This is a genomic window from Pseudomonas cavernae (genome assembly GCF_003595175.1).
In the GTDB taxonomy this organism is placed as follows: domain Bacteria; phylum Pseudomonadota; class Gammaproteobacteria; order Pseudomonadales; family Pseudomonadaceae; genus Aquipseudomonas; species Aquipseudomonas cavernae.
This window is the reverse complement of record NZ_CP032419.1, coordinates 4833353-4858920: the sequence shown is the minus strand read 5'-3', so window position 1 is coordinate 4858920 and position 25568 is coordinate 4833353. Positions and strand designations below refer to the sequence as shown.

The window sequence follows — 25568 nt, the reverse complement described above, 5'->3', positions numbered from 1 at the left end:
AAACCCCCAGCCCGCGACAGCAGGCTGGGGGTTTGTCTTTGCGCGCGGGAAAAGTTTGCCCGCCGTTCCTAGGCAACGCCGGGCCACAACTGGCGGGACGCCTGTGATTCGACGCCGAGTGGGCGGCTTGGCCGGGTTCAGCGGTGGGGCAATTTGAACCAGCGGCGCTGACGTGAAGACGCCGGGGTATCGCGGAAAACGCTGAGTAACTCTGTAAGCGAGCAACGGCTGTGCTGGTTGAAGTCCAGGCCGCGGTGCAACACTTGCCAGGCCGGCTGTGGCAGAGCCATGGGCGGTGTCGGTAGCAGCTCCATGGCCTTGGCCTGTTTGGCACTGAGACGGCGGAACGGGTGCTGCCCGCTGCACAGCTCATAGAGTACACAGGCAATGGCATAGACATCCGTCGCGCGGCTCAGCGGTCCACCGTTCAGCAGTTCCGGCGCAGCATAGCGTGGGGTCCAGGCGGCGAAGCGGCTGCGGCACAGGCGCGGCAAACCGGGCAGGCAGCTTTCCTCGGCCTGGCCGAGGCCGAAATCGAACAGGCGCAAACACTGGTCGCCGAGCATCACATTGCTCGGCTTGAGGTCGCCATGCAGCACGCCGAGGCTATGGGCATGGGTCAGCGCCTCCAGCAGTGGCACGGCGATCTCGCGGGCAAGGGCCCAGGGCAGGCCTCGCGGGTGCGCGCTGAGCAGTTGATCGAGGGTGCAGCCCTTGAGCAGTTCCAAGGTGAGGAGGGCCCGCTGGCTGGTCGGGCCAACCTCGAAGGCATGCAGCTGGATCACATGGGGGTGACGCAGGCGGCTGGTGAGGGCGAACTCGCTGTAAAGCAGGGCATTGGCGTCCGGATATTCGGCAAAGTCCTCGCTCAAGGTCTTCAGCGCCACGTAGGGCTCGGGCTCGCCGAACTGTTCACGCAGCAGATCGCGCGCGGTAGACCGCGCCCATGCCGCCGACGCCAAGCAGGCGTTCGATCTTGTAGCGGTTGCATAGCAGCTTCGGCAGCTCCCCCAGCGGCCGAGCCGTCGTCCCTGCGGCGGGTGCGGCACTGCTAGCGGCGGCGAAGGCGAAGTAGGTCAGGTTCGATGACGCATCTGCCGGCAGCTGGTCTTCTATTGGTGCGCTCATAGGCGGATCACCACGGCGCTGAGGTTGTCGCGGGCCGGGCCGTCGAGCGCCTGAGCGAACAAGCGCTGCAGGCTCAGCCCAACAGATGGCAGATCGAGTGCGGCGCCGATGCTGTCCGCCGTTAGGTTCTGATACAGGCCATCGCTGCACCGCAGCAGGGTATCGCCGGGGTAAACGCTGAACTCGAGGGTATCCAGCACCAGTCGATCACTGGCGCCCACTGCGCGGGTCAGCGCGTGGGCGACAGGTAGCAGCGGCTGTCGCCGGCCCACACGCAGACACCGCGTTGGCCCTCCACTAGAAGGGCGATCACGGTGCTGCCGATCAAGGTGTCCGGGCGAGCGGCGGTGACTGTCAGCTCTTGGCCGAGGCGGCGATTGAGGCTATGCAGGCACTGACGGAGCCCATTCAGGCGCCGGTCCAGACCGCCGTCATGGGGCAGTTCGGCGAGCTGCTTGACGATCAGGCGGCTGGCCAGGGCGCCGTTTTGGTGGCCGCCCATGCCATCGGCGACCACCCACAGGCCCTGCTCCGGGAGGTCGAGGAAGGCGTCCTCGTTGCGCCTCCTGACCTTACCGGTGTCCGTGCGCGCGGCGCTGCGCCAGGGGCTGGTGACGACGTTCATCACAGGTTGGCCGGCAGCTTAAAGTTGCGCAGCATGGCGATATCGAAGGGATTCGGCGCGCGCTGGCTATGCAGCAGGTAATTGGCATGTAGGCCGCCCAGGTTGGCCTTGACCATCAGCACATCGCGGCCGCTGTGGTACTCGGTCTGCATCAGGTCGAGCAGACGGAACAGCGACCACGGACCGCTGTTCTTCTCGATACCGACCCTACGCCCCCCTAGCTCTTCCACTACCAAGCTGGTACGCCCTTCGCCGGCCTCCGCCGGCCAGCGGAAGTCTGCCTGGGCGATAGGGCCGTGACGATATTCCAGCTGCTGGTCGCCAAGACGGAAGTCGGCGCGACCGAGGCTGGAATCCAGCGAATAGGGTTCGAGCTTGAAGCGCACCAACGGCTCGACCGGATTCTCGGCGAAGAAACTGCGGCGAATGGCCTGCGCCTGGCCCATCTGGGCGAGAAATTCGCGTGACAGCGGCAGGCTGCGTCCGTCGATGTGACGCAGCTGGTAGTCGCCCGCGCTGCCGCTGACAAAGGGTTTCAGGTAGCTGTCGAAGAACTGCTCGGCAATGCCCTGATGCTTGAAGAACTCGCGGAAGTCGGCGAGCGCCACGTCGCTCTCACTGTGCGCACTGAACGGGTAGCGCTGCTTCAGCGAACCCTTGTACGCGGCGTACAGCTCGCTCTGGTAGCGCTGGTTGAGGAACTGGTAGGCATCGTTGAGCACCAGCATCCAGCTGTCTTCGGCGAGTAGACCGAGCCAGCCGGCAAGCGGTGGCGGCAACCGTGCAGCGCTGCTGCGCAGCTGATTAACGGCATCGTGCTGACCGCCCATGCGCGCCTTGGCCAGTTCGAAGGCGGCTTGCTCCGGGGCGCTGGCATGGACCAGGCCGGCGAGCTGCTGCTGCAGGGCGTCGAGTGTCTGCAGGGCCGCGACCAGATTGGCGCTGGGGCCGCCGCTGCCGTCGAGCAATTGATGCAGCGGCGCGAAGCGGCGTTCCAGGGCCTGACGGGCAGTGTCCGGCAGGTTCTGCACCAGCGCCGCTTGTACTTGCTGAGCCGTGGCGCCGGCCAGTTTGGGGGCCTTGCCCAGCTGGCCCTTGGCGCCCTGCAGGGCTTTGGCAGTTTCATCGATGTCATCGGTGGCTGCGGCCAGACCCTGGAAGCGGGTGTTGTCGCGCACTTCCACCAGCAGGGCGAGCAGCGGTGAGTTGGCCGCGGTCAGCGCGTTCAGTTGCCCGGCGCCCTGCTCGACGCTACTGATCGGCTCCAGGCTCAGCTGGGCGATGGCCTCGCTCCAATAGTTGGCGTAATCGCGGAAGTACAGTTGCTCCATTTCCACTAGCAGGGCGTTGAGGTCGCCGCTGCTGAGCTCGTCACCCTCGCCGAGTGCCCAGTTGTCGCGCAGCAGCTCGCGCACCAGGCCGGCACTCCGGGCGGCGAAGTACTGCTGATAGCCATGCTGGGTGTAGAGGCCAGGAATGCTGGTGTCGCCGCCGGCGAATACTGCGCCCTGCGGGCCGAGCTTGTCGCTCAGGCGGTAGTCCGGCAGGCTGAGGGCCTCCTCGCGGAGCATGCGGTAGACCACGTTGGCCTGGGATTCGCTGCGCAGCGCCTGCCGCGCCTGCGCCACCAGCTGGGCATTCAGCGCGTAGGGGGCGAAGGGCTCGCTCAGCAGGCGCCCGAAGTGCTCATTCAGGCGACGCTGGCCGCTGCTGTTGCCGGGGTAGCGCAGCGACCAGTCGGCGGCCAGCCACTCCTGCAGGAAGCGCACATCACGGCGCTCCTCGAGATTGAGCATGAGATAGGCGCGCAGGCTGTCGAGCAGGCGCTCGCGGTCGCCCAGATTGGCACGGATCCGCACTTCCAGCTGGTGTGCCACGCGGGGCAACAGCAGGTTTTCCAGTTCGCTGCGGTAGCTGCGGTGCAGGGTTGGGTCGACCCGTTCGCCCTGGTACAGGCCGCTGTGCTGCAGGGCGGAAACCTCGCCCACCGGCGGAAACACGCGGGTCGCGGCATAGCTGTTGTCCAGCGCCTCGAGGGTCTGCAGGGCGTCGTCTTGCGGGGCGATGGCGTCATGCTGACGGCTCAGTTGCTGGGCGATCTCGCGCAGCTGTTCCAGGCGCCCATGGTTGGCCGAGAAGCCAGTGGCCCAAAGCACGCCGAACAACGCCAGCATGGCAAGGGCGGTGGCGTACATGGCGTGCTGGCCCCAGTCGATGCGGCGTACTTCGCGTTGGTCCAGACCGGCCAGTTCGGCCTCGGGGAAAATCACTCGGCCGAGCAACTGGTTGATGAAGCGCGCTCGGCCGCTGCGGAAGGTCGGCAGGACATTGCGCGGCAGACCGATGCGGTCGCCGATGCCGGCGGTCAGTGGGTCGAGCGTGGCCGCCAGTTGCGGTGCGCTGGTCAGGTAGAAGCCGCGCAACTGGCTGGCGCGCTGATAGCGATTGCCGGCGAAGGCCAGCTCGATGAGCAGGCCCAGGTGCTCGCCGATCTGCCCGAGCTGGTGGGGGAAGTCGAGGATGCGGCCACGGCGCTGAGGATCGCGCTCCTGATGGATGCGCAGGATCACCTGGCTATTGAGGCGACGCAGCAGTTCCTCGAGCTCCTGGCGTACCACCCGTGCGTCGGTGGCGTCCTGTTCCTTGCGGAAGCTGGCGCCGAGCACTTGATCGCTTTCCTCGCGCGACAGCTGGTCGAAGGACTCGTCGAAACCGAGCAACTTGTCGGCCTTGCTCAGCACCAGGTAGACCGGCAGGTCGGCGCCCAAGCGCTGGTGGATCTCCTGCAGGCGCTGGCGGGTCTGCCGGGACAGGGTCTCCAGCTCCCGTTCGTTGCCATTTTTCAGCTGCTCGATCGGAATATTCACCAGCACGCCGTTGAGCGGGCGGGCGCGGGACTGGCGCAGCAGGCCGAGCAGGCTGGCCCAGGCGCGGCCGTCGACCTGCGGCTCGGGCTGGGTCAGGTAGCGGCCGGCGGTATCAATCCACCACGGCGGATGAAGCCGAACTACGCCTCGGCGAGTTCGAGGCCAAGTGGGACGACTATCTGCCGATAAGCCAATCCTGGCGGCGCAACTGGGCACGGATCACGCCGTTCTTCGACTTCCCGCCGGAAATCCGCAAGGTGATCTACACCACCAATGCCATCGAATCGGTGAACATGAGCCTGCGCAAGATCACCAAGAACCGCGGCTCGTTCCCCAGCGACGAAGCGCTGCTGAAACTCTTCTATTTGGCGCTGCGCAACATCAGCAAGAAATGGACGATGCCGATCCGCGACTGGAAGGCGGCGCTGACCCGCTTTACGATCAGCTACGAGGACAGGCTGTCACAGCCGTAACCCCAACCCCGGTTACACAAAATTCTGCACACCCTCACGGAATGGCTTACAGGCTTCCGTCAAAAGATCACCGAGGGCAACTTGATCTGTTGATGCGCCGCGAGATTGATGCCAACCCGCCGACGAATATTCCACGTTGGATAAAGATACAGACCGACAGTGGCCCATTGCTCGCGCTGGCCTTTGTCGCTGACCGAAATGGACGGGCTTATGCTGGGAAGTTACCGCTTCCCGAGGTTGCCCACATACTCGCCCACGCGGCGGGGCACTGGGGTCGGCTGCACAATACCTGCTGCGAACCGTCACCATGCTTTAGCAGCACGGAATTCATGATCGCAATATGTGGCGCCTCCAATCCCTCGTCGCAAACGAGATCGGGCGCGCCTTCGCAGTGCGCGGCTGATTGACTTCCTGCTATCCCGCATGCAGCGACTGTAATTGACCAGCGCGCATTTTCCAGGCGCGGTTGATCGGGCTCTCAGGCTTTAATGCAAGGCGCTCGGCAACCAGTGCCTCGGCAAGTGCGCGGTTGCCAAGGCGAATAGCTGCTTCGGTCAGCGTCCATGAGAAGACATCGCGCTGCGCGTGACTACCGCCGAAGCGGTTAGCTTTGGCGCGTAGCGGCATCAACGACGCTATAGCTTGGGCGTAATCCCCACGACCAAACGCCACCAACCCTTCGCACGCTGGCACACCAATCTCTCTACTCATCATGGCGTTGGTACCACTGCCAGCAGCGGCCCGCTTCAGGGCATCCAACTGCTGAGCTTGTGCGCGACTGTTTCCAGAACCCACGAATGACATCATCGCGTTCACGTCGTTAAAGGCGTAGAAGCCGTCTTCACAACGGGACTCCCATTTTTTGGCCAGTCCTTTCCACCGATCTCCAACGTCATGACCGAGCAGGGAGAGTCTCCAGAGCAGCGCTGATCCATCAAGTAGCTCAAGCGCTTGACCAAATCCACCCGCTGAAATGTCCTCATCAAAGAGACGAAGCGCGCCAGCCACGTCATTAGCCTCAAGGAGGAATAGCGCTTTGTGCCACCACAAATGGAAGGCAAACATGCTATTGGGAGCCCAAGCATTGGCGCTGGATGAAAGGTACTTAGCCCCCTCTTCGCTACGGCCCTGCATTTCCATGACATGAGTGACGGCATGCACTGCCCAACCATCCTGCGGGTTCAAGGCAACAGCCTCGCGACCCTGCTCTTCGGCCTGCCGGTAATCCCCTGCCTCTTCCAGGCCAAAGGCATACATCCCTTTCACAAAGCCAAAGCCAGGAACGTCGTTATCCCAGCGCGGCATCACACGAGCCACGCGATCACGTAGCATGTGCGAGTAACCTAGATAGAAGTCGCCCAAATGGGCGTATTGCAGTGCCAGCAGATCGCGGGGGTGCTCAATCGAAACACGCCCCCAGTTTGCGATTGCCCGCTCCCAGTCGCCGTCGAACCAAGCGCGTACTGCATGGATATGCTGCCGCTCGCGATCATTCGCTTTCGGTGCCAACCGCTCTGCCGCGTCCAAGCTCTTGAACAGCTCTGAGTCAAACGCTTTGTCGGTCGCAGTCGCAATCGCGCCAGCACGAAAGGCGTAGGCCAGCGCAAAATCCGGGTGCTCCGCGATAATTTTGTCAGCCGCAGCCAGAGGATCGGCCTGGTAGGCATGCAGCAAGTCGCAAGCTCTATCCAGAGCATCGATTGCCTCCTGCGAGTCATAGGAAACAGGATTGCCACGCTTGTCGCGTTTGCTCATGGTTTCCTCCTGACCACGCCCTAAGGGCATACATGATCGAGATGTGAAGATCGCTCTCGATTGTCCCCCCGAACTTGGCTCAGAGACACTTTTCCGACGAAACGTGAATGGCTGCTTCTGGCCCGTTAGCTGTCACCGCATTCTGGTTTCTATGACGAATGTGTCACTAGTTAGAAAGAGCAAACCTTCATTAAGGGCAGGAATTACTCCTGCAAAGGCTCCGCCCACAAACTAACCGCCAGGCTCTTCTGCTCGTTGGGCGCCAGGTGCAGTACGTCATCGAGGACGTTGGCGGTTTCGATGCAGAGCATGCCTTGCCAGGCGTCGCTGGCGAATTGCGACAGGCGTTGCGCCTTGTCGATCCAGGGGTTCCAGACCACAGCCGAACGCGAGCCGCTGGCCTCGAGGTGGATCTGTCGCTGCCAGCCGGGGTCGAGGATGCTCAGGCGGGCGGGGGTGTCGAGGTAGATGCGGTCGGTTTCGCCGTGGAATTTTAGGTCGCCGGCCTGTTGGCGCTCCTGCCAGCCTTCGAGGGTTTCGATGTAGCGGCTGCCGGCCAGGCCGCTGACGCGGGTCTGGTGGATGTCGCTGACGGCGAAGTAGGTGTGCAGGGCCTGGCTGAGGACGATGGGCTGGTCGCCGCGGTTGTGGCTGCTGAGCGTCAGGCACAGGCGCTCGTCGAGCTGGATGTGCAGCTGCAGGTCGACCGCGTGCGGCCAGCCGGGCAGGCCCGCTTCGGGCTGCAGGCAGGCGAAGCGAAGGTTGACGGCGGAGTCCTCGGTGTCGATGCCGAGCAGTTCCCAGTCGAGGCCGCGCACTAGGCCGTGGGCCGGCGCCGGCGCGCTGCCGTGATAGAGCGCCTGGAGGGTGGCGGGGTTGCGTTTGAGGTCGCCGAACCAGGGCCAGCACACTGGCACGCCGCCGCGCACGGACTGGCCGGGCTGGTAGTCGGCCTGCTCGCTGAGCCAGATCAACGGCTCCTGGCCGTGGGGCTGGTAGCTCAATACCTGCGCGCCTTGTTGCGCCACCAGCAGTTCGGCATGGCGGGTATGCACGCGCCAGCAGGCCAATTCGCCAAGCTGTAGCTGGTCCACGGTGGGCAGGGTTTCGTCGTACATCGCTGGTCTCCGCTGGCTGTGGCCGGGTTGAGAGCGCTCGGGCGCCAGTTGCTATTTCGAACCAGCAGGGCGGGTGCGGCAAGTGCTATTCGCTGTTTTCGCCCAGGTCTGGGCCCATAGGTGGCGCGGCGCGGCATATTTCGCCGACAAGTTGACGCGAGTGTTACTTATGTGCTCGTTCGCACGCCACTCGTCGGTTAATTGACGATTTCGACCGAGTCCAGACTTTAGTCGCAGGTCCCCCGCGGCGAGGCTAAGACCTTGATTTTCGGGGGCTGGGGCCCCCCCTTGGGAACATCGGCGGGCCACCCGCACGGGGCCTGAGTCGACGACTGGCAGATGGGCGGGCTGGCAGCGCGCCGGGCTGGCCTAGACTCAGGTGACCGCTCGCGAGTGGAGCCCGCCAACATGCGCAAGCTATTGATAATTATTCCTATTTTAGCCGTTTTGATGGCTTTGCTCGGCTTTTGGAAGCGTCCGCAACCCCTGCCGGTGCAGTTGGTGGAGGTGGCTCCAGGCCCGGTGGAAACCCTGGTCGCCAACACCCGGGCGGGCACCGTCAAGGCCTGTCGGCGCTCGCATCTGTCGTTCAATCGCGGGGGCCAGGTGAGCGAGCTGCTGATCCAGGAAGGCCAGCGGGTGGAGGCCGGCGCTGTGCTGATGCGCCTGCGTCAGGACGACCTGGAGGCGCGGGTCGCCGAGGCCCAGGCGCGGCTCGATGCGCAGCGCAGCCAGCGCGAGCAAAGCTGCCAGCAGGCCAGCCAGGACCAGCGCGATCTCAAGCGCCTGCGTCACCTGGCCGAACGCCGGCTGGCCTCGGAGGACCTGCTGGACCAGAGCGCAACCCGCGCCCGGCTGTCACAGCTGCTGTGCACGGGCGGCGCGGCGAAGATCCGCGAGGCCGAGGCCAGCCTGGCGCTGCAGCACTCGCAGCTCGACCAGGCGACCCTGCGGGCGCCCTTCGCCGGCATAGTCGCGGAGATCAACGGCGAACTCGGCGAGTTCGTTACCCCGTCGCCGCCGGGCATCCCGACGCCACCGGCGGTCGACCTGATCGATGACCAGTGCCTGTATGTCGAGGCGCCTATCGATGAGGTGGATGCCGCCCTGGTGCGTCCCGGGATGCCGGTGCGCATCAGCTTGGATGCCTTTCGGGGTCGCAGTTTCGACGGCCGGGTCAGCCGCATCGCACCCTTCGTGCGCGAGTTGGAGAAGCAGGCGCGCACCGTCGACATCGAGGTGCGCTTCGAACGGCTGACGCCGGAGCTGGTGCTGCTCAGCGGCTACAGCGCCGATGTGGAGATCCTCCTGGCGCAACGCCCGCAGGCCCTGCGGGTGCCCACCGAGAGCCTGCTGGAGGGCGGCCGGGTGCTGCGCTACGACCCCGCCAGCGGTCATCTGCGCGAGCAGCAGGTCGAGGTCGGCCTGGCCAACTGGCGCTGGAGCGAGGTGACCGGCGGCCTGCAGGTCGGCGACCGGGTTACCGCCAGCCTGGACCAGGAAGGCCTCGCGGATGGTCGCCTGGTGAGCCCGCAAGCGGGCGGCGCCGCGGAGTCGCCGCGATGATCCGCCTGCGCCAGGTGAGCCGTTGCTTCCAGCTGGGCGACCAGCAGGTCCGCGGCCTCGATGCGCTCGATCTGGAAGTGGCGGACGGCGAGTACCTGGCGATCACCGGGGCCTCGGGCTCGGGTAAGTCGACCCTGCTCAACATTCTCGGCCTGCTGGATGCGCCGGACGCCGGCGAGTTCTGGCTGAATGCCGAGCCGACCGCGGGCCTCAGCGAGGAGCGCCGGGCCAGCCTGCGCAGCCGGCAGATCGGCTTCGTGTTCCAGGCCTTCCACTTGATCCCGCGGCTGACGGCACTGGAGAACATCGAGCTGCCCATGCTCCTGGCCGGCCTGGTGCCGGCCGAGCGGCGCCGCCGCAGCCTGCGCCTGGCGGAGCGCCTGGGCCTCGGCGAGCGCCTGCGCCATCGCCCCGCCGAGCTCTCCGGCGGCCAGCGCCAGCGGGTGGCCATCGCCCGGGCGATGGTCATGCAGCCGGCGCTGCTGCTGGCCGACGAGCCCACCGGCAATCTCGACAGTCAGTCCGGTGCCGAAGTGGTGGCGCTGCTGGAGGAGTTGAATGCTGAGGGGCTGACCCTGATCCTGGTCACCCACGATGCCCAGCACGCCGCCCGTGCCCACCGCCAGCTGCAGCTGCGCGACGGGCGCATCCTCAGCGACAGGCGCCAGGGAGCCGCCTGATGCGCGCCGGGGACGCCTGCCGGCTGTGGCTCGGCGCCCTGCGCGGGCATCGCTCGCGCAGCGTCATGCTGCTGCTGGCGATCGGCATCGGCGTGCTGGCGGTGACCCTGCTCAGCGGCCTCGGCGAGGGTGTGCGGGCCTTCGTCCTCGGCGAGTTCTCCCTGCTCGGGCGCAATATCCTGATCGTCCTCCCTGGGCGCAATGAAACCACCGGCGGCATGCCGCCGATCACCGGCATGGCACCGCGCGACCTGACCCTGGGCGACGCTGCGGCCATCGCCCGGCTGCCGGCGATCCGCCGGGTGGCACCGCTGCACGCCGGGCAACTGCAGGTCAGCCAGGGCAATCGCAGCCGTGAGGCGCTGACCCTCGGCACCACCCGCGCCTTCTTTGCCATCCGCCAGCTGCGCCTCGCCCAGGGGCAGGCGCTGCCGGAGTTGGCGGCGGGGCAGGCGGAGGATGTCTGCGTGCTCGGCAGCCGCTTGCGCGCCGAGCTGTTCGGCAGCGCCCCGGCCCTCGGCCAGTGGCTGCGGGCCGGCGACCGGCGCTTGCGGGTGGTGGGCATCCTCGCCGACCGCGGCGAATCCCTCGGCATGGATTTCGCCGAGGCGCTGATCATTCCGGTGGCCAGCGCCGAGGCGCTGTTCAACCGCGCGGGGCTGCAGCGGGTGTTCGTCGAGGTGCGCGGACCGGGCTTCCTCGCGAGTGCCCGGCGCCAGGTGCTGGCGACCCTGACGGCGCGCCACGAGGGCGAGGAGGACGTCACCCTGCTCAGCCAGGACTCGCTGCTCGCCGCCAGCGACGGCATCCTCCGGGCCCTGACCCTGGCCCTGGCCGGCATCGCCGCCATCAGCCTGGTGGTGGCCGGCATCCTGATCATGAATGTCACCTGGGTCGCGGTGCTGCAGCGTACCGCCGAGATCGGCCTGCTCAAGGCCATCGGCGCCAGCGCGGCGCAGGTACGCCTGCTGTTTCTCGGCGAGGCGGCGCTGCTGGCGTTGCTGGGCGCCGGCGCGGGCCTGCTGCTGGGCGAAAGCCTGTTGTGGCTGGGGCGGCTGGCCAGCGACCTGCCGCTGTACGCGCCCTGGTGGGCTCGCTGCAGCGCCCTGGCGCTGGCCCTGGGCGCTGCGCTGCTGTTCGCCTGGCTGCCGGCCAGCCATGCCGCGGCGCTGCGGCCGGTGCAGGCACTGCAGCCGGCGGGGAGCCATTGATGCGCTGGCAGGACGGCTTGCGGCTGACCGGCTCGGCGCTGACCAGCCAGCCGCTGCGCAGCCTGCTGACCCTGCTTGGGGTAGCCGTCGGCATCGCCGCGGTGGCCATCCTCACCGCCATCGGCGAGGGCCTGCGCGGCTACGTCTTGGAGAGCTTCGCCCAGTTCGGCACGCGGGTGGTCACGGTGCGTCCGGGCAAGATCCACACCGCCGGCCTCGGCGGCCTGCTCGCCAGCGTCAGGCCGCTGGCCATCGCCGATGCCGAGGCGCTGCGCCGGCTGCCGCATGTCGAGGCGGTGGTGCCGATCATCCAAGGTAACGGCGATATCCACAGCGGCGCCCTGAACCGGCGCGTCGACATCCTCGGCAGCGGTCATCAGCTGGCCACGGCCTGGCAGGTGCGGATGGCCCTCGGGCAGTTCCTGCCGGCGCCGCGCGACGGCCGTTCGCCGCCCTACGTGGTGCTCGGCCACAAACTGCGCGAGGAGCTGTTCGGCACGGCCAACCCGCTGGGCGCCCTGGTGCGGGTCGGCGGCACGCGCTTCCGGGTGATCGGGGTGATGGGGCGCAAGGGCAACCTGCTCGGCTTCGACCTCGACGACATCGCCTACATTCCGGTGGACTGGGCCGAGAGCCTGTTCAACCGCAACGGCCTGGTGAAGGTCCATGTGCTGTTCGATACCGGCACCCGCGCGGCGCCCTTCGCCGAGCGGGTGCGTCGACTGCTGGTGGAGCGGCACGGCCGCGAGGACTTCAGCCTCACCTCGCAGGACGACTTGCTCGGCAGCCTGAACCGCATCCTCGCCACCCTGACCCTGGGGATCGCGGCACTGGGTGGCATCTCGCTGCTGGTGGGGGCGGTGGGCATCCTCACCATCATGACCACCACGGTGGGCGAGCGCAGCGCGGAGATTGGCCTGCTGCGCGCCATTGGCGCCGCGCCGCGGCAGGTGCTGGGACTGTTCCTCGCCGAGGCGACGCTGTTGTCCCTGCTCGGCGGGCTGCTCGGCCTGGGGTTGGTGGGGCTGCTGTTGGTGACCCTGCAGGAGCTGGCGCCGGGTCTGCCGCTGCGCCTGAGCCCGGCGCTGGTGCTGCTGGCCTTGCTGTTGGCGGCACTGGTGGGCGTGGCCGCCGGCCTGGCGCCGGCGCGGCGGGCGGCGCGGTTGCGGCCGGTGGAGGCGTTGCGCAGCGAATAGGCGGGCGGCTCAGGCAGAAACGCCGGCGTCTGCCGGCGTTTCTGTGCTTTTTTAGCCGCGCCGCGGCGGGACGGGGCGGGTGCGGCCGCTGCCGTCGATGGCGACGAAGACGAACACCGCTTCGGTGACCTTGCGCTGCTCACTGGACAGCGGGTCGTCGCTCCACACTTCGACCAGCATCTGGATCGAGCTGCGGCCGACCTGCAGGGTTTGGGTGTAGAACGACAGTTGCGCGCCGACCGCGACCGGCACCAGGAAGGCCATGCGGTCGATGGCCACGGTGGACACCCGGCCGCCGGCGACCTTGCTGGCCATGGCAGTGCCGGCGAGGTCCATCTGCGACACCAGCCAGCCGCCGTAGATATCGCCGAAGCCGTTGGTTTCGCGCGGCAGGGCGGTGATCTGCAAGGCGAGGTCGCCCAGTGGCGTGAGGTTTTCTTCTTCTTCGTGTTCGATCATGCCGAGGGGCCTCTTACTGGTTGGGCGTGATGGTCGGCCTACGGGCAAGACGGCGACCCGCACCGTGATGTGGACTGCATACCCCCGGCCGCTCTAACTGGGAGCTGGTCCGCGGTTGTCGAGGTTCAGGGCGCAGTATATCGGGGCTTGCGGCGGGCGACGACCGTTCGGTTCCACATTCGACCGGCCGGGGCGCGCAGGCTGTGTCGGCGTGAGCAATTTGCTATCGTGCGCCACCTGCCGCGCCCCCTTAAATAATGAGAAAGCCGCCACCATGTCATCCGCGTCTCTCAGCGCCGTGCCCAGCGCGCGCCCACTGACCCGTAACGACTACAAGACCCTGTCGCTGTCCGCCCTCGGCGGCGCGCTGGAGTTCTACGACTTCATCATCTTCGTGTTCTTCGCCGCGGTGGTCGGCAAGCTGTTCTTCCCCGCCGACATGCCCGAATGGCTGCGCCAGCTGCAGACCTTCGGCATCTTCGCCGCCGGCTACCTGGCGCGGCCGCTGGGCGGCATCGTCATGGCGCATTTCGGCGACCTGCTCGGGCGCAAGCGCATGTTCACCCTGAGCATCTTCCTGATGGCGGTGCCGACCCTGTTGATGGGCTTGCTGCCGACCTACGCGCAGATCGGCATCTGGGCGCCGATCATGCTGCTGTCGCTGCGGGTGATTCAGGGCGCGGCGATCGGCGGCGAGGTGCCGGGCGCCTGGGTGTTCGTTTCCGAGCATGTGCCGACCCGGCATGTCGGCTACGCCTGCGGCACCCTGACCGCGGGGCTGACCGCCGGCATCCTGCTCGGCTCGCTGATGGCGACGCTGATCAACAGCATCTATTCCGCCGAAGAAGTGCTCGCCTGGGCCTGGCGTCTGCCGTTCCTGCTCGGCGGGGTGTTCGGCCTGCTGGCCGTCTACCTGCGCCAGTGGCTGCACGAGACGCCGGTGTTCGCCGAGCTGCAGCTGCGCAAGGCGCTGGCCGAGGAGCTGCCGCTGAAGACGGTGGTGCGCGAGCATCGCGCGGCGGTGCTGCTGTCGATGCTGCTGACCTGGGTGCTGACCGCCGGCATCGTGGTGGTGATCCTGATGACCCCGACCCTGCTGCAGACGCAGTACGGTTTCGCCGCCGCCACCGCGCTCAAGGCCAACAGCCTGGCCATCGTCTTCCTCAGCTTCGGCTGCGTCGCCGCCGGCGCACTGGCCGACCGTTTCGGCGCCGGGCGCGTGTTACTGGTCGGCAGCCTGCTGCTGGCGGCGGTGTCCTGGACCTTCTACAGCAGCCTCGCGGCGCACCCGGACTGGCTGTTCCCGCTGTATGCGCTGACCGGCCTGTGCGTCGGCGTGATCGGCGCGGTGCCCTATGTGATGGTCAACGCCTTCCCGGCGGTGGTGCGCTTCTCCGGGCTGTCGTTCTCCTACAACCTGGCCTATGCCATCTTCGGCGGCCTGACGCCGATGGTCGTGACCCTGCTGCTCAAGGCCGACCCGTTGGGCCCGGCCTATTACGTGGCGGCGTTGTGCGGCCTGGGCCTGCTGGTCGGCCTGTATCTGCTCAGCCAGCGGCGCTAAGGGCTTGTTTACGATCTGCTGCGCGTCGGCCATACGGCGTTAAAAATGGCAATGTCCCAGTTACGGGTTGCACGGGTCGGTGCTTTTGGTAGGCGCGGATTTATCCGCGAACCCGGGATAAAGGCGGTGCCAACCCTTTCGCGAATGAATTCGCTCCTACAGGTTCGGCATGTGCTGACAGCCCACAGGGGCAGGGGATGCGGCACCGCGGATTGCATCCGGGCTACGACATCTCCAACAGGTAACTGGGACAGAGCCTTAAAAATGGCTCTAGCTCGCGAGATCGTAAACAGGCTCTAAGCGCCGCGAATCCATCACCGGCGCGATCTGCCGCCGCTGGGTTACGTGGCGCGCCGGCCCCTTGCGGGGAACCCGGCTTGCGCGCAGGCACCGCTAACCTACCCTTTCTCTCGCCCCTCTTTCGTAAACGAGAGATGGGTGCAACCGCGCTGTTTCTGCCAGGCCAGCGCTATGCTGGCCTTTCATCTAATTGTCATATTCCGTTCATAGAGTAGTCATGCGGCCTGCAGATACTTGGGCCCGTTCCATCACAACCCTATCCTGCTAGGAGCAAGGCATGAAACTGAAGCGTTTGATGGCGGCCCTGACTTTCGTCGCCGCTGGCGTCGCCACCGCAAGCGCGGTTGCTGCTGTCGATCCGGCCATCCCGGCCTACACCAAGACCACGGGCGTTTCCGGCAACCTGTCCAGCGTCGGCTCCGACACCCTGGCCAACCTGATGACCCTGTGGGCCGAGGCCTACAAGCGCGAATACCCGAACGTCAACATCCAGATCCAGGCCGCCGGCTCCTCCACCGCGCCGCCGGCCCTGACCGAGGGCACTGCCAACCTCGGTCCGATGAGCCGCAAGATGAAGGACGTCGAGCTGCAAGCCTTTGAAGAGAAATACGGCTACAAGCCGACTGCCATCCCGGTGGCCGTCGATGCCCTGGCGGTATTCGTGCACAAGGACAACCCGATCAAGGGCCTGACCGTGCAGCAGGTCGATGCGATCTTCTCCGCCACCCGTCTGTGCGGGGCCAAGAGCGGCGTCAAGACCTGGGGCGACCTGGGCGTGACCGGCGACCTGGCGGCCAAGCCGATCCAGCTGTTCGGCCGTAACTCGGTGTCCGGCACCTACGGCTACTTCAAGGAAGAAGCCCTGTGCAAAGGCGACTTCAAGGCCAACGTCAACGAACAACCGGGTTCGGCCTCGGTGGTGCAGTCGATCAGCTCGTCGCTGAATGGCATCGGCTACTCCGGCATCGGCTACAAGACCGCCAGCGTGCGCGCCGTGCCGCTGACCAAGAGCGAAGGCGGTGCGCTCGAAGAAGCCAACGAGCAGAACGCCCTGAGCGGCAAGTATCCGCTGTCGCGCTTCCTCTACGTCTACGTCAACAAGGCGCCGAACAAGCCGCTGGCGCCGCTGGAAGCCGAGTTCATCAAGCTGGTGCTGTCGCAGACCGGTCAGCAGGTGGTGGTCAAGGATGGCTACATCCCGGTGCCGGCCAAGGTGGCTGAGAAAGTGCTGAAAGACCTCGGTCTGTAAGCCACGAGGAGCGGCGCCGCCGCTCCTCTGGCGTGAGCCCGCCCAAGGGGTTGCCTTTGGGTGGGCTTCAGCACGTCAACAGGCTGTAATCTTTTTGTCATATGGAGCCGTTAGGGTGTGCCCATGAACGATCTGGCCAACTCCCCCATGACTGCGAATCCCCCGCCCGTGCAGATTGATTTCAATACGCCCGAGCTCAAGCGCAAACGCTCCTTGCGGGCCCTCAAGGACCGCCTGACCCGCTGGTATGTGCTGGTCGGCGGCCTGGCCGTGCTCGGCGCCATCACCCTGATCTTCTTCTACCTCGCCTACGTGGTGGTGCCGCTGTTCCAGGGCGCCGAACTGACGGCGCGCAAGGCGCAGACTCCAGCCTGGTTGCAGCAGGCCGGCGCGCCGCTGCTGCTGGCCCTGGAGGAGCAGAACCAGGTCGGCATGCGCGTCGCCGCCAACGGCGAGGTGGTGTTCTTCGCCGCCAAGAACGGTGCCGAGCTCAACCGCGTCAGCCTGCCGTTGCCGGCCGGCACCCAGATCAGTTCGATCGGCCAGGGCCTGCCGGGCAGCAATCTGCTGGCGCTGGGCCTGTCCAACGGCAGCGCGCTGGTGTTCAAGCATGTCTACAAGGTGACCTACCCGGACAATCAGAAGACCATCAGCCCACAGATCGCCTACCCCTACGGCGAGGCGCCGCTGAACCTGGATGCGCAGGGTCGCGCGCTGGAGCATGTCAGCCTCAGTGCGACTGACGAAACCCTGCTGCTGGCCGGCTCGACTGGCAACGAATTGCACCTGCTGGCGCTGACTCAGGAAGAGAACATGCTCACCGGCGAGACCAGCCTGGAGCAGCAGCGCATCGTCCTGCCGCAGATCGCCGAGCCGATCAAGGCGCTGTACGTCGACCCACGCCAGCAGTGGCTGTATGTGATCAACGGCCGCGCCCAGGCCGACGTCTTCGACCTGCGCAGCAAGAGCCTCAACGGTCGCTACAAGCTGCTCGAGGATTCCGCCGCGGAAGTCACCGCCAGCGCCCAGTTGCTCGGCGGCATCTCCCTGCTGGTGGGCGACTCCAAGGGTGGCATCGGTCAGTGGTTCATGGCCCGCGACCCGGACGGCGAGCCGCGCCTGAAGCACATCCGCGACTTCCGCCTGGGCGCCAGCGCGGTGCAGCAGATCAAGCCGGAAGAGCGGCGCAAGGGTTTTATCGCCAGCAATGCCGCCGGCGAACTGGGCGTGTTCCACAGCACGGCGCAGCGCACCCTGCTGATCGAGCCGCTGGCCAAGGGCGCCGAGCTGCTGGCCCTGTCGCCGCGCGCCAACCGCGTGCTGATCGAGAGCGAGCACCAGCTCAAGCCCTTCAGCCTGCACAACCCGCACCCGGAAGTGTCGTGGAGCGCGCTGTGGAGCAAGGTCTGGTACGAGAGCTATGACGAGCCCAAGTACATCTGGCAGTCCACCGCCGCCAACGCCGAGTTCGAACCCAAGCTGAGTCTCGCGCCACTGACCTTCGGCACCCTCAAGGCGGCGTTCTACGCCATGCTCCTGGCCGCGCCGCTGGCCATCGCCGCGGCGATCTACACCGCCTACTTCATGGCCCCGCGCATGCGTCGCAAGGTCAAGCCGGTGATCGAGCTGATGGAGGCGCTGCCGACGGTGATCCTCGGCTTCTTCGCCGGGCTGTTCCTCGCCCCCTACGTCGAAGGCCACCTGCCGGGGATCTTCAGCCTGCTGCTGCTGACGCCGCTGGGCATCCTCCTCGCCGGTTTCTTCGGCTCGCGCCTGCCCGAGTCGTGGCGTCAGCGTATTCCCGAAGGCTGGGAAAGCGCGCTGCTGATTCCGGTGGTGCTGGCGGTCGGCTGGTTCGCCCTGGGCGTCAGCCCGCACCTCGAGGCCTGGTTCTTCGGCGGCGACATGCGCCTGTGGATCAGCAACGACTTAGGCATCACCTACGACCAGCGCAACGCCCTGATCGTCGGCCTGGCGATGGGCTTCGCGGTGATCCCGAACATCTACTCGATCGCCGAGGACGCCGTGTTCAGCGTGCCGAAGAGCCTGACCCTGGGCTCCCTGGCGCTCGGCGCGACGCCTTGGCAGACCCTCACGCGGGTGGTGATCCTCACCGCCAGCCCGGGCATCTTCTCGGCGCTGATGATCGGCATGGGCCGCGCGGTCGGCGAGACCATGATCGTGCTGATGGCCACCGGCAACACCCCGGTGATGGAGATGAACCTGTTCGAGGGCATGCGCACCCTGGCCGCTAACGTCGCGGTGGAGATGCCCGAATCCGAGGTCGGCGGCTCGCACTACCGGGTGCTGTTCCTCTCCGCCCTGGTGCTGCTGCTGTTCACCTTCGTGATGAACACCCTGGCGGAACTGATTCGTCAGCGCCTGCGGAAGAAATATGCGTCCCTTTAAACATGCCTGCGCAGCAGGCCAACCGATGACCCTCGCCCCTCTGGGGAGAGGGTGCCCGCAGGGCGGGAGAGGGGAAGTCGGCAATTGCGTGCTGGCCCTAGCCCTCTCCCCCAACCCCTCTCCCTCTCTTCATGTAGAGAAGGGCGGGAGAGGGGAGCGATCGATGAAAGGTTCTGAACTGTGAAACAGAATTCCCTGAAAAGCTGGTTCAAGAGCGGCGCTCCCGGCGTCTGGCTGAGCGGTGGTGCGGTGTCGATCGCGGTGATCATGACCATCGGGCTGCTCGCCGTGATCGCCGTGCGCGGCCTCGGCCACTTCTGGCCGGCCGACCTGGTGCAGGCCAGCTACGCGGTGCCGGGGCAGGCGCCGGTGGCGATCGTCGGCGAGCTGGTGCAGGCCGAAGAGGTGACGCGCGCGCGGCTGAAGAACGCCGGCCTGCCAGTGCCGGCCGAAGGCTCCGAGTTCATGACCCGCGAGCTGCTCAAGGTCGGCAACCGCGATGTCTATGGCAGCGACTTCAGCTGGGTGGTCGGTGAATGGCTGCATGAACCGAGTACGCCGGCCGAGCTGGTGACCCTCGAGCGCCGCGAGTGGGGCAACTTCTACGGCAGCCTGGTCAGCATCAAGGAGCAGGGCCAGGTAGTAGCCGCAGGCGTCGCCGCCATGGCCGAGCTGCAAAAGCGCCTGCAGCGCGTCGATGCGCTGTATGCGCAGGTCTCCAAGCTGGAGAAGCAGGACATCGGCGGGATCAACCACGGCCTCGAGCGCCTGCGTCTGCAAAGCCGCAAGCTGGAGCTGAATGGTCAGCTCACCGAGGCCGCGCAGGCCGACATCGCCGCCGAGCGCGCCGAACTAGAGGCCCGCTATCAGGTGCTGGAAACCGAGCTGAGCGGCCTGCACCAGCAATTCAACCGCGACAGCGTGGTGATGCGCGCGGCCAACGGCCAGGAAGTGGAGATCGGCCTCGGTAATATCGTTCACGCCTACCAGCCGAACAGCATGTCGGCGCTGAGCAAGCTCGGCTTCTACTTCAAGAAGCTGTGGGAGTTCCTCAGCGACGACCCGCGTGAGGCCAACACCGAAGGCGGCATCTTCCCGGCGATTTTCGGCACCGTGATGATGACCCTGATCATGGCGGTGATCGTCACCCCGTTCGGCGTGCTGGCCGCCGTCTACCTGCGCGAGTACGCCAAGCAGGGCGTGCTGACGCGGATCATCCGCATCGCCGTGAACAACCTCGCCGGGGTCCCGGCGATCGTCTATGGCGTGTTCGGCCTGGGCTTCTTCGTCTACGTGCTGGGCGGCTCGCTCGACCGCTTGTTCTTCCCCGAGTCGCTGCCGGCGCCGACCTTCGGCACCCCCGGGCTGATGTGGGCCTCGCTGACCCTGGCGCTGCTCGCCGTGCCGGTGGTGATAGTCGCCACCGAGGAAGGCCTGGCGCGGATTCCGCGGGCGCTGCGCGAGGGTTCGTTGGCGCTCGGTGCGACCAAGGCCGAAACCCTGTGGAAGGTGGTGCTGCCGATGGCCAGCCCGGCGATCATGACCGGCATGATCCTCGCCGTGGCGCGCGCCGCCGGCGAAGTCGCGCCGCTGATGCTGGTCGGCGTGGTCAAGCTGGCGCCGAGCCTGCCGGTGGACGGCAACTACCCCTACCTGCACCTCGACCAGAAGATCATGCACCTCGGCTTCCACATCTACGACGTCGGCTTCCAGAGCCCCAACGTCGAGGCCGCGCGGCCGCTGGTGTACGCCACCGCGCTGCTGCTGGTGCTGGTGATCGCCGTGCTCAACCTGTCGGCGGTGGCGATCCGCAACCACCTGCGCGAGAAATACAAGGCGCTGGACAACTGATAAGGCTCGTCCGCGAGCAAGCCACGCTGGCCGCGCGAGTGCGCCAGCGTTGGACCCGACTGATGGGTGGTTCCGGCCTTGCGCGCCGGAGCCGCCCCAAGCACACAACGAAGCATTGAGGTTCCTCCATGCAGCAAGAAACCCACAGCCGCGGCATCAACATGTCCGCCCTCGGTCGCGACAAGCAGAGCCTGCATCTGGCCGAAGAAACCGTGGCCCTGGAAGTGCCCGGCCTGAGCCTGTTCTACGGCGACAAGCAGGCGCTCTACGACGTCAGCCTGGACATCCCCAAGCAGCGGGTGACGGCCTTCATCGGCCCGTCCGGCTGCGGCAAGTCGACCCTGCTGCGCTGCTTCAACCGGATGAACGATCTGGTCGACGGCTGCCGGGTGGAAGGCGAGATCAACCTCGACGGCAGCAACATCTACCGCAAGGGCGAGGACGTCGCCGAGCTGCGCCGCCGGGTCGGCATGGTGTTCCAGAAGCCCAATCCCTTCCCCAAGAGCATCTACGAGAACGTCGCCTACGGCCTGCGCATCCAGGGCATCAACCAGAAGCGCGTGCTCGATGAGGCCGTGGAGCAGTCGCTGCGCGGCGCGGCGCTGTGGGAAGAGGTCAAGGACCGCCTGCACGAGTCGGCGCTGGGCATGTCCGGCGGCCAGCAGCAGCGTCTGGTGATCGCCCGCACCATCGCCGTGCAGCCGGAAGTGCTGCTGCTCGACGAACCCTGCTCGGCGCTCGACCCGATCTCGACCCTCAAGGTCGAGGAGCTGATCTACGAGCTGAAGTCCAAGTTCACCATCGTCATCGTCACCCACAACATGCAGCAGGCCGCGCGGGTTTCCGACTACACGGCGTTCATGTACATGGGCAAGCTGATCGAGTACGGCGACACCGACACGCTGTTCACCAACCCGGCGAAGAAGCAGACCGAGGACTACATCACCGGCCGTTACGGTTAACCCCTGGCCATGTGAAATCGCGCTGGGCTGCGTCGGCGCCGCTTGCCGTACTAATCGTACTGTCTGCGCGGCGCCTCCTTGCCCAACACAATTTCCAAAGGGCCGGGTCGGTTACGAATTAAAGAACCTTAATCAGTTTCGCAAGGGCTCGACCATGATCAACAAAGACAGCCTCACCCATCACATCTCCCAGCAGTTCAACGCCGAACTGGAGGACGTGCGCAGCCACCTCCTGGCGATGGGCGGCCTGGTCGAGAAGCAGGTCAACGACGCGGTCACCGCGCTGATCGACGCCGACTCCGGCCTGGCCCAGCAGGTGCGCGAGGTCGACGACCAGATCAATCAGATGGAGCGCAACATCGACGAGGAATGCCTGCGCATCCTCGCCCGCCGCCAGCCGGCCGCCTCCGACCTGCGCCTGATCATCAGCATCTCCAAGTCGGTGATCGACCTCGAGCGCATCGGCGACGAGGCGACCAAGATCGCCAAGCGCGCCATCCTCCTCACCGAGGAAGGCGAGTCGCCGCGCGGTTACGTCGAGGTCCGCCACATCGGCGAACAGGTGCGCAAGATGGTCCAGGAGGCGCTCGATGCCTTCGCCCGCTTCGACGCCGATCTGGCGCTGTCGGTGGCGCAGTACGACAAGACCATCGACCGCGAATACAAGACCGCGCTGCGCGAGCTGGTCACCTACATGATGGAAGACCCGCGCTCGATCTCCCGGGTGCTCAACGTGATCTGGGCGCTGCGCTCGCTGGAACGCATCGGCGACCACGCGCGCAACATCGCCGAACTGGTGATCTACCTGGTGCGCGGCACCGACGTGCGCCACCTCGGCCTGACGCGCATGCAGGAAGAAGTGCAGGGCGACCGGGGCAAGGACGACAGCGGGGTCTGAGCCCGGAGCCGGCCGGCAGCACGGTTGGCTATTGGCCAGCACTCGCGGCTATGCTTGCGGCGATTCCCTGAGGAGTGGCCGATGAGCAAAGTCAGTGTGCTGGTGGTCGATGACGCGCCGTTTATCCGCGATCTGGTCAAGAAGAGCCTGCGCAGCCATTTCCCCGGCATCCTCATCGACGAGGCGGTGAATGGCCGCAAGGCCCAGCAGCTGCTCGGCCGCCAGGCCTTCGACCTGATCCTCTGCGACTGGGAAATGCCGGAAATGAGCGGCCTCGAACTGCTCGCCTGGTGCCGCCAGCAGGACAGCCTGCAGACCACACCGTTCTTCATGGTCACCAGCCGCGGCGACAAGGACAACGTGGTGCAGGCCATCCAGGCCGGGGTATCCGTCTACATTGGCAAACCCTTCTCCAACGACCAGTTGATCACCAAGGTGAAGAAGGCCCTGAGCCGCGCCGGCAAGCTCGACGGCCTGCTGGCCAGCGCGCCGAAGGCCGCGACCTCGGCGTTCGCCAACGACTCGCTGGCGACCCTGACCGGCGGCAGGGCCGAAGTGCTCAAGCCCACCGCTGTTGCACCGCGCGCCGCCGCGGCTTTCGCACCTGCCGCGGCCGCCACCAGCAAGGCGCCGGCGGGCAGCCATGGTCAGGGCCAGCTGCGCCTACCCGGCGGCACCCTGGCCTGCGTGATCAAGGCCCTGAGCCTCAAGGAAGCGCTGCTGCTGGTGAAGCGTGGCGAGTTGCTGCCGCAGGTGCTGGAAAGCGCGGTGCTGGATCTGCAGCAGGGCGAGGGCGGCGCGGAGGTGGCGCGCCTCAACGGCTACCTGCACGCGGTCGCCGCCTTCGAACCGAAGCCGGACAGCGACTGGCTGCAACTGACCCTGCGCTTCGTCGACCAGGACCCGCAGAAGCTCGACTACCTGTCGCGCCTGATCGCCCGCGGCACGGCGCAGCGGCATTTCGTCCCCGGCGCGTAGGATGGGTTGAGCGCAGCGATACCCATCGAACGTGATCGCCGGCAAGCTCCGCGACCTGGCGCACAAGCCGACGGCCGGCGGCTCGTCGGCGCCCGGCGCCGCTGCTAGTCTTGGCCACAGATCAGCCAAACAAAGACGCCGCCGGGCCGTGGGCAACGCCAGGCCGGGCCGGTCGTCGCCGACATAACGATAAAAACGGGAGCGGGGGAATCATGCTGGGGCGCATATTCCTGGTGCTGGCCGGGCTCGGCATGGCCGCGCCGGCGCTGGCCTTGACCATCTACAAGTACACCGACGCCAACGGCGTGGTCACCTACAGCGACAAGGCGGTGTCCGGCGCGCAGGTGTTCGTCTTCCGCGATCGCATGATCGAACGTCTAGACAACCTGGTGCAGCTGGAAACCAAGAAGCACGCCGCCGGCGAGACCCTGCTGGTGCGCAACGACCTGTACGCACCGGTGGAGGTGGAGCTGCGTTTGACCGCCGTGGACAACGCCACGGGTGCGCCGGACGAGCCGATCCGCTGGGTACTGCCGGCGCGCAGCAAGATCCGCCTGGCCACCCTGGCCCCGCGTGAGCCCGGCAAGCCGCTGCGCTACACCCCGAAACTGCGCTACGCCCTCGGCGACCCGCGCCTGCAACCGCAGCTCTACGCCTATCCGCTGCCCTGGCGCGGCGGGCCGTTCCGCCAGACCCAGGGCGCCAACGGCCAGTACAGCCATTTCACCCCCAAGGGCCGCTATGCCATCGACATCGCCATGCCGGAAGGCACGCCGATCGTCGCCGCCCGCGCCGGCGTGGTGGTGAAGACCGAGAACCGCCAGAGCGGGCGCGGCAACAACCCCTCCGGCAACTATGTGCGCATCCTCCACGACGACGGCACCATGGGCGTCTACCTGCACCTGCTGCGCGGCTCGGTGCTGGTCGGCGAGGGCCAGCGGGTCGCTCTCGGCACGCCGCTGGCACGCTCCGGCAACACCGGCAACAGCAGCGGCCCGCACCTGCACTTCGTGGTCCAGCGCAACGTCGGCCTGGCCCTGGAGTCGATTCCCTTCCGTTTCAACCAACCGGTCAACAGCCTGCCGAACTTCGCCGTCGGCGGCGAATAGCTGATTTCGGCCGTCGCCCGCGCGCTCCCTGCGGAGGGTGGCCCTTCGTCGGCTGCGAGGCCAGGGCGCCGCTATCTGTTCTATGGTGGCGTATGCAGAGGAAGCATCGCGCACGAAGAGCCGATCTTCAGTTGGAGCATCCACGCCGAGCCAGCGAGTCAGTGCGGGCCTAAGTTGTCGTAACGCCTGCTGGCGGCAATTCACAGCGAGGTTCTGCCCATGAGCAGCCTGCAGTGTGTCCATCGCGACCATACCATCAGCGCCGACGTCATCGAGCATCCGGGTATTCCCACGCCTTGGGCCGGCGGCTGTCAGATCACCAGCCCCGACGGCCGCACGACCAAGCGTCTGTCCCTGCCCTTGAAATATGCCTTCCTGGCCGAACTGGACAGCGCGCAGCGCGCCTCGCTGGCCCACGGCAAGTGGCTGGTGGATCAGCATCTGGATCAGGGCCTGGAACTGGCTCTGCACGCCGCCCCGGGATAGGCCGGGGACAAACCGCGGCGCGGCTTGAGCCGCCGCTGCGGCGTAAAGCGGACAGGGCTATGGCCGCTCTACGCTAGCCTGCAGCGCCGCCGGAGCCCCTCCAGGCGGCTCACTACAGGGGCAGCGGCTTCGGCCCAGCCGGCTGGCGGGTGGGCCTTGAGGAGGAGGCCGGCGGTCGCCAGGGCGCCATCCTGCAGGCACTGGCGGATCAGCGTGCTGCTGATGCGTTGCGCGCTGTAGCGCAGGGTCGGCGCCCGCTCCAGGGTGAAGAAACCGTGCGGGGCATAGCGCTGCAGCAGGGCGAAGTCCCCCGAGCGGTCGCTGCCGCAGCGGAAGTCATCGCCGATCACCAGCTGCTGGATGGCCGCGCCGCGGATCAGCGGGTCCTCGACGAAGGCGTGGCTGCCGAGCTGGCGCAGCTGTTCGTCGAAGCGCAACACCAGCACCGCATCCATCTCACGAATCCTCTTCGTGGCAGGAAAGTGCGGCCGATTCCGCGAGCGCCGTGGGGTTCGCGAACCTATCTAATTTGTCGTGCCTGAAGCTAAAAATCCTATATCCCAAGCCTTTTGCCCTGTGGGCCCCGCGCTTTCCGTGCGGGCAGCTTTTCCCTAGCCAACGACTACAAAAATCATAATTTCGCGAATCCCCGGCTCTGAACAGAATGCGGCCAACACCCCCATA

At 66.4% G+C, this 25568-nt stretch carries 18 protein-coding genes and 4 pseudogenes; 15 read left to right on the top strand and 7 right to left on the bottom strand.

Annotated elements, in window-relative coordinates:
* Positions 1 to 137: 137 nt before the first annotated feature.
* The 3 pseudogenes from D3880_RS22140 to tssM form a co-directional block, all read right to left on the bottom strand.
* Positions 138 to 1128 (bottom strand): annotated as a pseudogene (locus D3880_RS22140) (serine/threonine-protein kinase).
* Positions 1125 to 1753, bottom strand: a pseudogene (locus D3880_RS22135) (PP2C family protein-serine/threonine phosphatase). The pseudogenes D3880_RS22140 and D3880_RS22135 overlap by 4 nt, the downstream one beginning before the upstream one ends.
* A pseudogene (gene tssM, locus D3880_RS22130) lies at positions 1753 to 4737 on the bottom strand (type VI secretion system membrane subunit TssM); the annotation flags it as partial. The pseudogenes D3880_RS22135 and tssM, both read right to left, overlap by 1 nt.
* Between tssM and D3880_RS22125 the strand changes: the two are divergent.
* A pseudogene (locus D3880_RS22125) lies at positions 4725 to 5093 on the top strand (transposase); the annotation flags it as partial. The pseudogenes tssM and D3880_RS22125 sit on opposite strands and share 13 nt — an antisense overlap.
* Complete coding sequence (locus D3880_RS22120) at positions 5012 to 5500, top strand: gamma-glutamylcyclotransferase (RefSeq protein ID WP_338014448.1); 489 nt, start codon at positions 5012 to 5014, stop codon at positions 5498 to 5500. The pseudogene D3880_RS22125 and the gene D3880_RS22120, both read left to right, overlap by 82 nt.
* A gap of 7 nt (positions 5501 to 5507) precedes the next feature.
* Here D3880_RS22120 and D3880_RS22115 read toward each other — a convergent pair whose 3' ends face one another.
* Both D3880_RS22115 and D3880_RS22110 read right to left on the bottom strand, forming a co-directional pair.
* The gene (locus tag D3880_RS22115; RefSeq protein ID WP_119895557.1) at positions 5508 to 6848 is read right to left on the bottom strand and encodes a tetratricopeptide repeat protein; all 1341 of its coding nucleotides are present in this window, start codon (positions 6846 to 6848) and stop codon (positions 5508 to 5510) included.
* Positions 6849 to 7051: 203 nt separating this feature from the next.
* Positions 7052 to 7966, bottom strand: a complete 915-nt coding sequence (locus tag D3880_RS22110; protein ID WP_119895556.1) for a D-hexose-6-phosphate mutarotase — start codon at positions 7964 to 7966, stop codon at positions 7052 to 7054.
* A 408-nt stretch (positions 7967 to 8374) separates the two neighbouring features.
* On the opposite strand from D3880_RS22110, the gene D3880_RS22105 reads away from it, so the two are divergent.
* The 4 genes from D3880_RS22105 to D3880_RS22090 are packed head-to-tail and all read left to right on the top strand — an operon-like array spanning position 8375 to position 12619.
* The gene (locus D3880_RS22105) at positions 8375 to 9532 is read left to right on the top strand and encodes an efflux RND transporter periplasmic adaptor subunit (protein ID WP_119895555.1); all 1158 of its coding nucleotides are present in this window, start codon (positions 8375 to 8377) and stop codon (positions 9530 to 9532) included.
* Positions 9529 to 10212 (top strand): ABC transporter ATP-binding protein, encoded by a 684-nt coding sequence (locus D3880_RS22100; protein ID WP_119895554.1) that lies wholly within the window; start codon positions 9529 to 9531, stop codon positions 10210 to 10212. The genes D3880_RS22105 and D3880_RS22100 overlap by 4 nt, the downstream gene beginning before the upstream one ends.
* Complete coding sequence (locus D3880_RS22095) at positions 10212 to 11423, top strand: ABC transporter permease (RefSeq protein ID WP_119895553.1); 1212 nt, start codon at positions 10212 to 10214, stop codon at positions 11421 to 11423. The genes D3880_RS22100 and D3880_RS22095 overlap by 1 nt, the downstream gene beginning before the upstream one ends.
* A complete protein-coding gene (locus D3880_RS22090; RefSeq protein ID WP_119895552.1) occupies positions 11423 to 12619 on the top strand; it encodes an ABC transporter permease in 1197 nt (398 codons plus the stop codon). Before D3880_RS22095 ends, D3880_RS22090 begins: the two co-directional genes overlap by 1 nt.
* 51 nt (positions 12620 to 12670) lie before the next feature.
* On the opposite strand, the gene D3880_RS22085 is transcribed toward D3880_RS22090, so the two are convergent.
* The gene (locus tag D3880_RS22085) at positions 12671 to 13078 is read right to left on the bottom strand and encodes an acyl-CoA thioesterase (RefSeq protein ID WP_119895551.1); all 408 of its coding nucleotides are present in this window, start codon (positions 13076 to 13078) and stop codon (positions 12671 to 12673) included.
* 274 nt (positions 13079 to 13352) lie between these two features.
* Here D3880_RS22085 and D3880_RS22080 point away from each other — a divergent pair, with 274 nt between their 5' ends.
* From D3880_RS22080 to D3880_RS22040, 9 genes are all read left to right on the top strand, one after another.
* Positions 13353 to 14642, top strand: a complete 1290-nt coding sequence (locus D3880_RS22080) for an MFS transporter (protein WP_119895550.1) — start codon at positions 13353 to 13355, stop codon at positions 14640 to 14642.
* 577 nt (positions 14643 to 15219) lie between these two features.
* Positions 15220 to 16191, top strand: a complete 972-nt coding sequence (locus tag D3880_RS22075) for a phosphate ABC transporter substrate-binding protein PstS family protein (RefSeq protein WP_119895549.1) — start codon at positions 15220 to 15222, stop codon at positions 16189 to 16191.
* Positions 16192 to 16566: 375 nt separating this feature from the next.
* Positions 16567 to 18600: an ABC transporter permease subunit gene (locus D3880_RS22070; RefSeq protein WP_177412205.1), complete on the top strand. Its 2034-nt coding sequence runs from the start codon at positions 16567 to 16569 to the stop codon at positions 18598 to 18600.
* A 180-nt stretch (positions 18601 to 18780) separates the two neighbouring features.
* Positions 18781 to 20451: a phosphate ABC transporter permease PstA gene (pstA, locus tag D3880_RS22065; protein ID WP_119895547.1), complete on the top strand. Its 1671-nt coding sequence runs from the start codon at positions 18781 to 18783 to the stop codon at positions 20449 to 20451.
* A gap of 128 nt (positions 20452 to 20579) precedes the next feature.
* Positions 20580 to 21413 carry a phosphate ABC transporter ATP-binding protein PstB gene (gene pstB / locus D3880_RS22060; RefSeq protein ID WP_119895546.1) on the top strand — a complete coding sequence of 278 codons (834 nt, stop codon included), beginning with the start codon at positions 20580 to 20582 and terminating at the stop codon, positions 21411 to 21413.
* Positions 21414 to 21567: 154 nt separating this feature from the next.
* Positions 21568 to 22311, top strand: coding sequence for a phosphate signaling complex protein PhoU (gene phoU / locus D3880_RS22055; RefSeq protein ID WP_119895545.1), 744 nt, complete (start codon positions 21568 to 21570; stop codon positions 22309 to 22311).
* 81 nt (positions 22312 to 22392) lie between these two features.
* Positions 22393 to 23289, top strand: a complete 897-nt coding sequence (locus tag D3880_RS22050) for a response regulator (RefSeq protein ID WP_119895544.1) — start codon at positions 22393 to 22395, stop codon at positions 23287 to 23289.
* Positions 23290 to 23501: 212 nt separating this feature from the next.
* Complete coding sequence (locus D3880_RS22045) at positions 23502 to 24398, top strand: peptidoglycan DD-metalloendopeptidase family protein (RefSeq protein WP_119895543.1); 897 nt, start codon at positions 23502 to 23504, stop codon at positions 24396 to 24398.
* A gap of 219 nt (positions 24399 to 24617) precedes the next feature.
* Entirely contained in the window at positions 24618 to 24884 is a 267-nt protein-coding gene (locus D3880_RS22040) for a hypothetical protein (RefSeq protein WP_119895542.1), read from the top strand.
* Between the two features lie 68 nt (positions 24885 to 24952).
* Here D3880_RS22040 and D3880_RS22035 read toward each other — a convergent pair whose 3' ends face one another.
* A complete protein-coding gene (locus D3880_RS22035; protein ID WP_119895541.1) occupies positions 24953 to 25339 on the bottom strand; it encodes a nucleotidyl transferase family protein in 387 nt (128 codons plus the stop codon).
* Positions 25340 to 25568 lie beyond the last annotated feature (229 nt).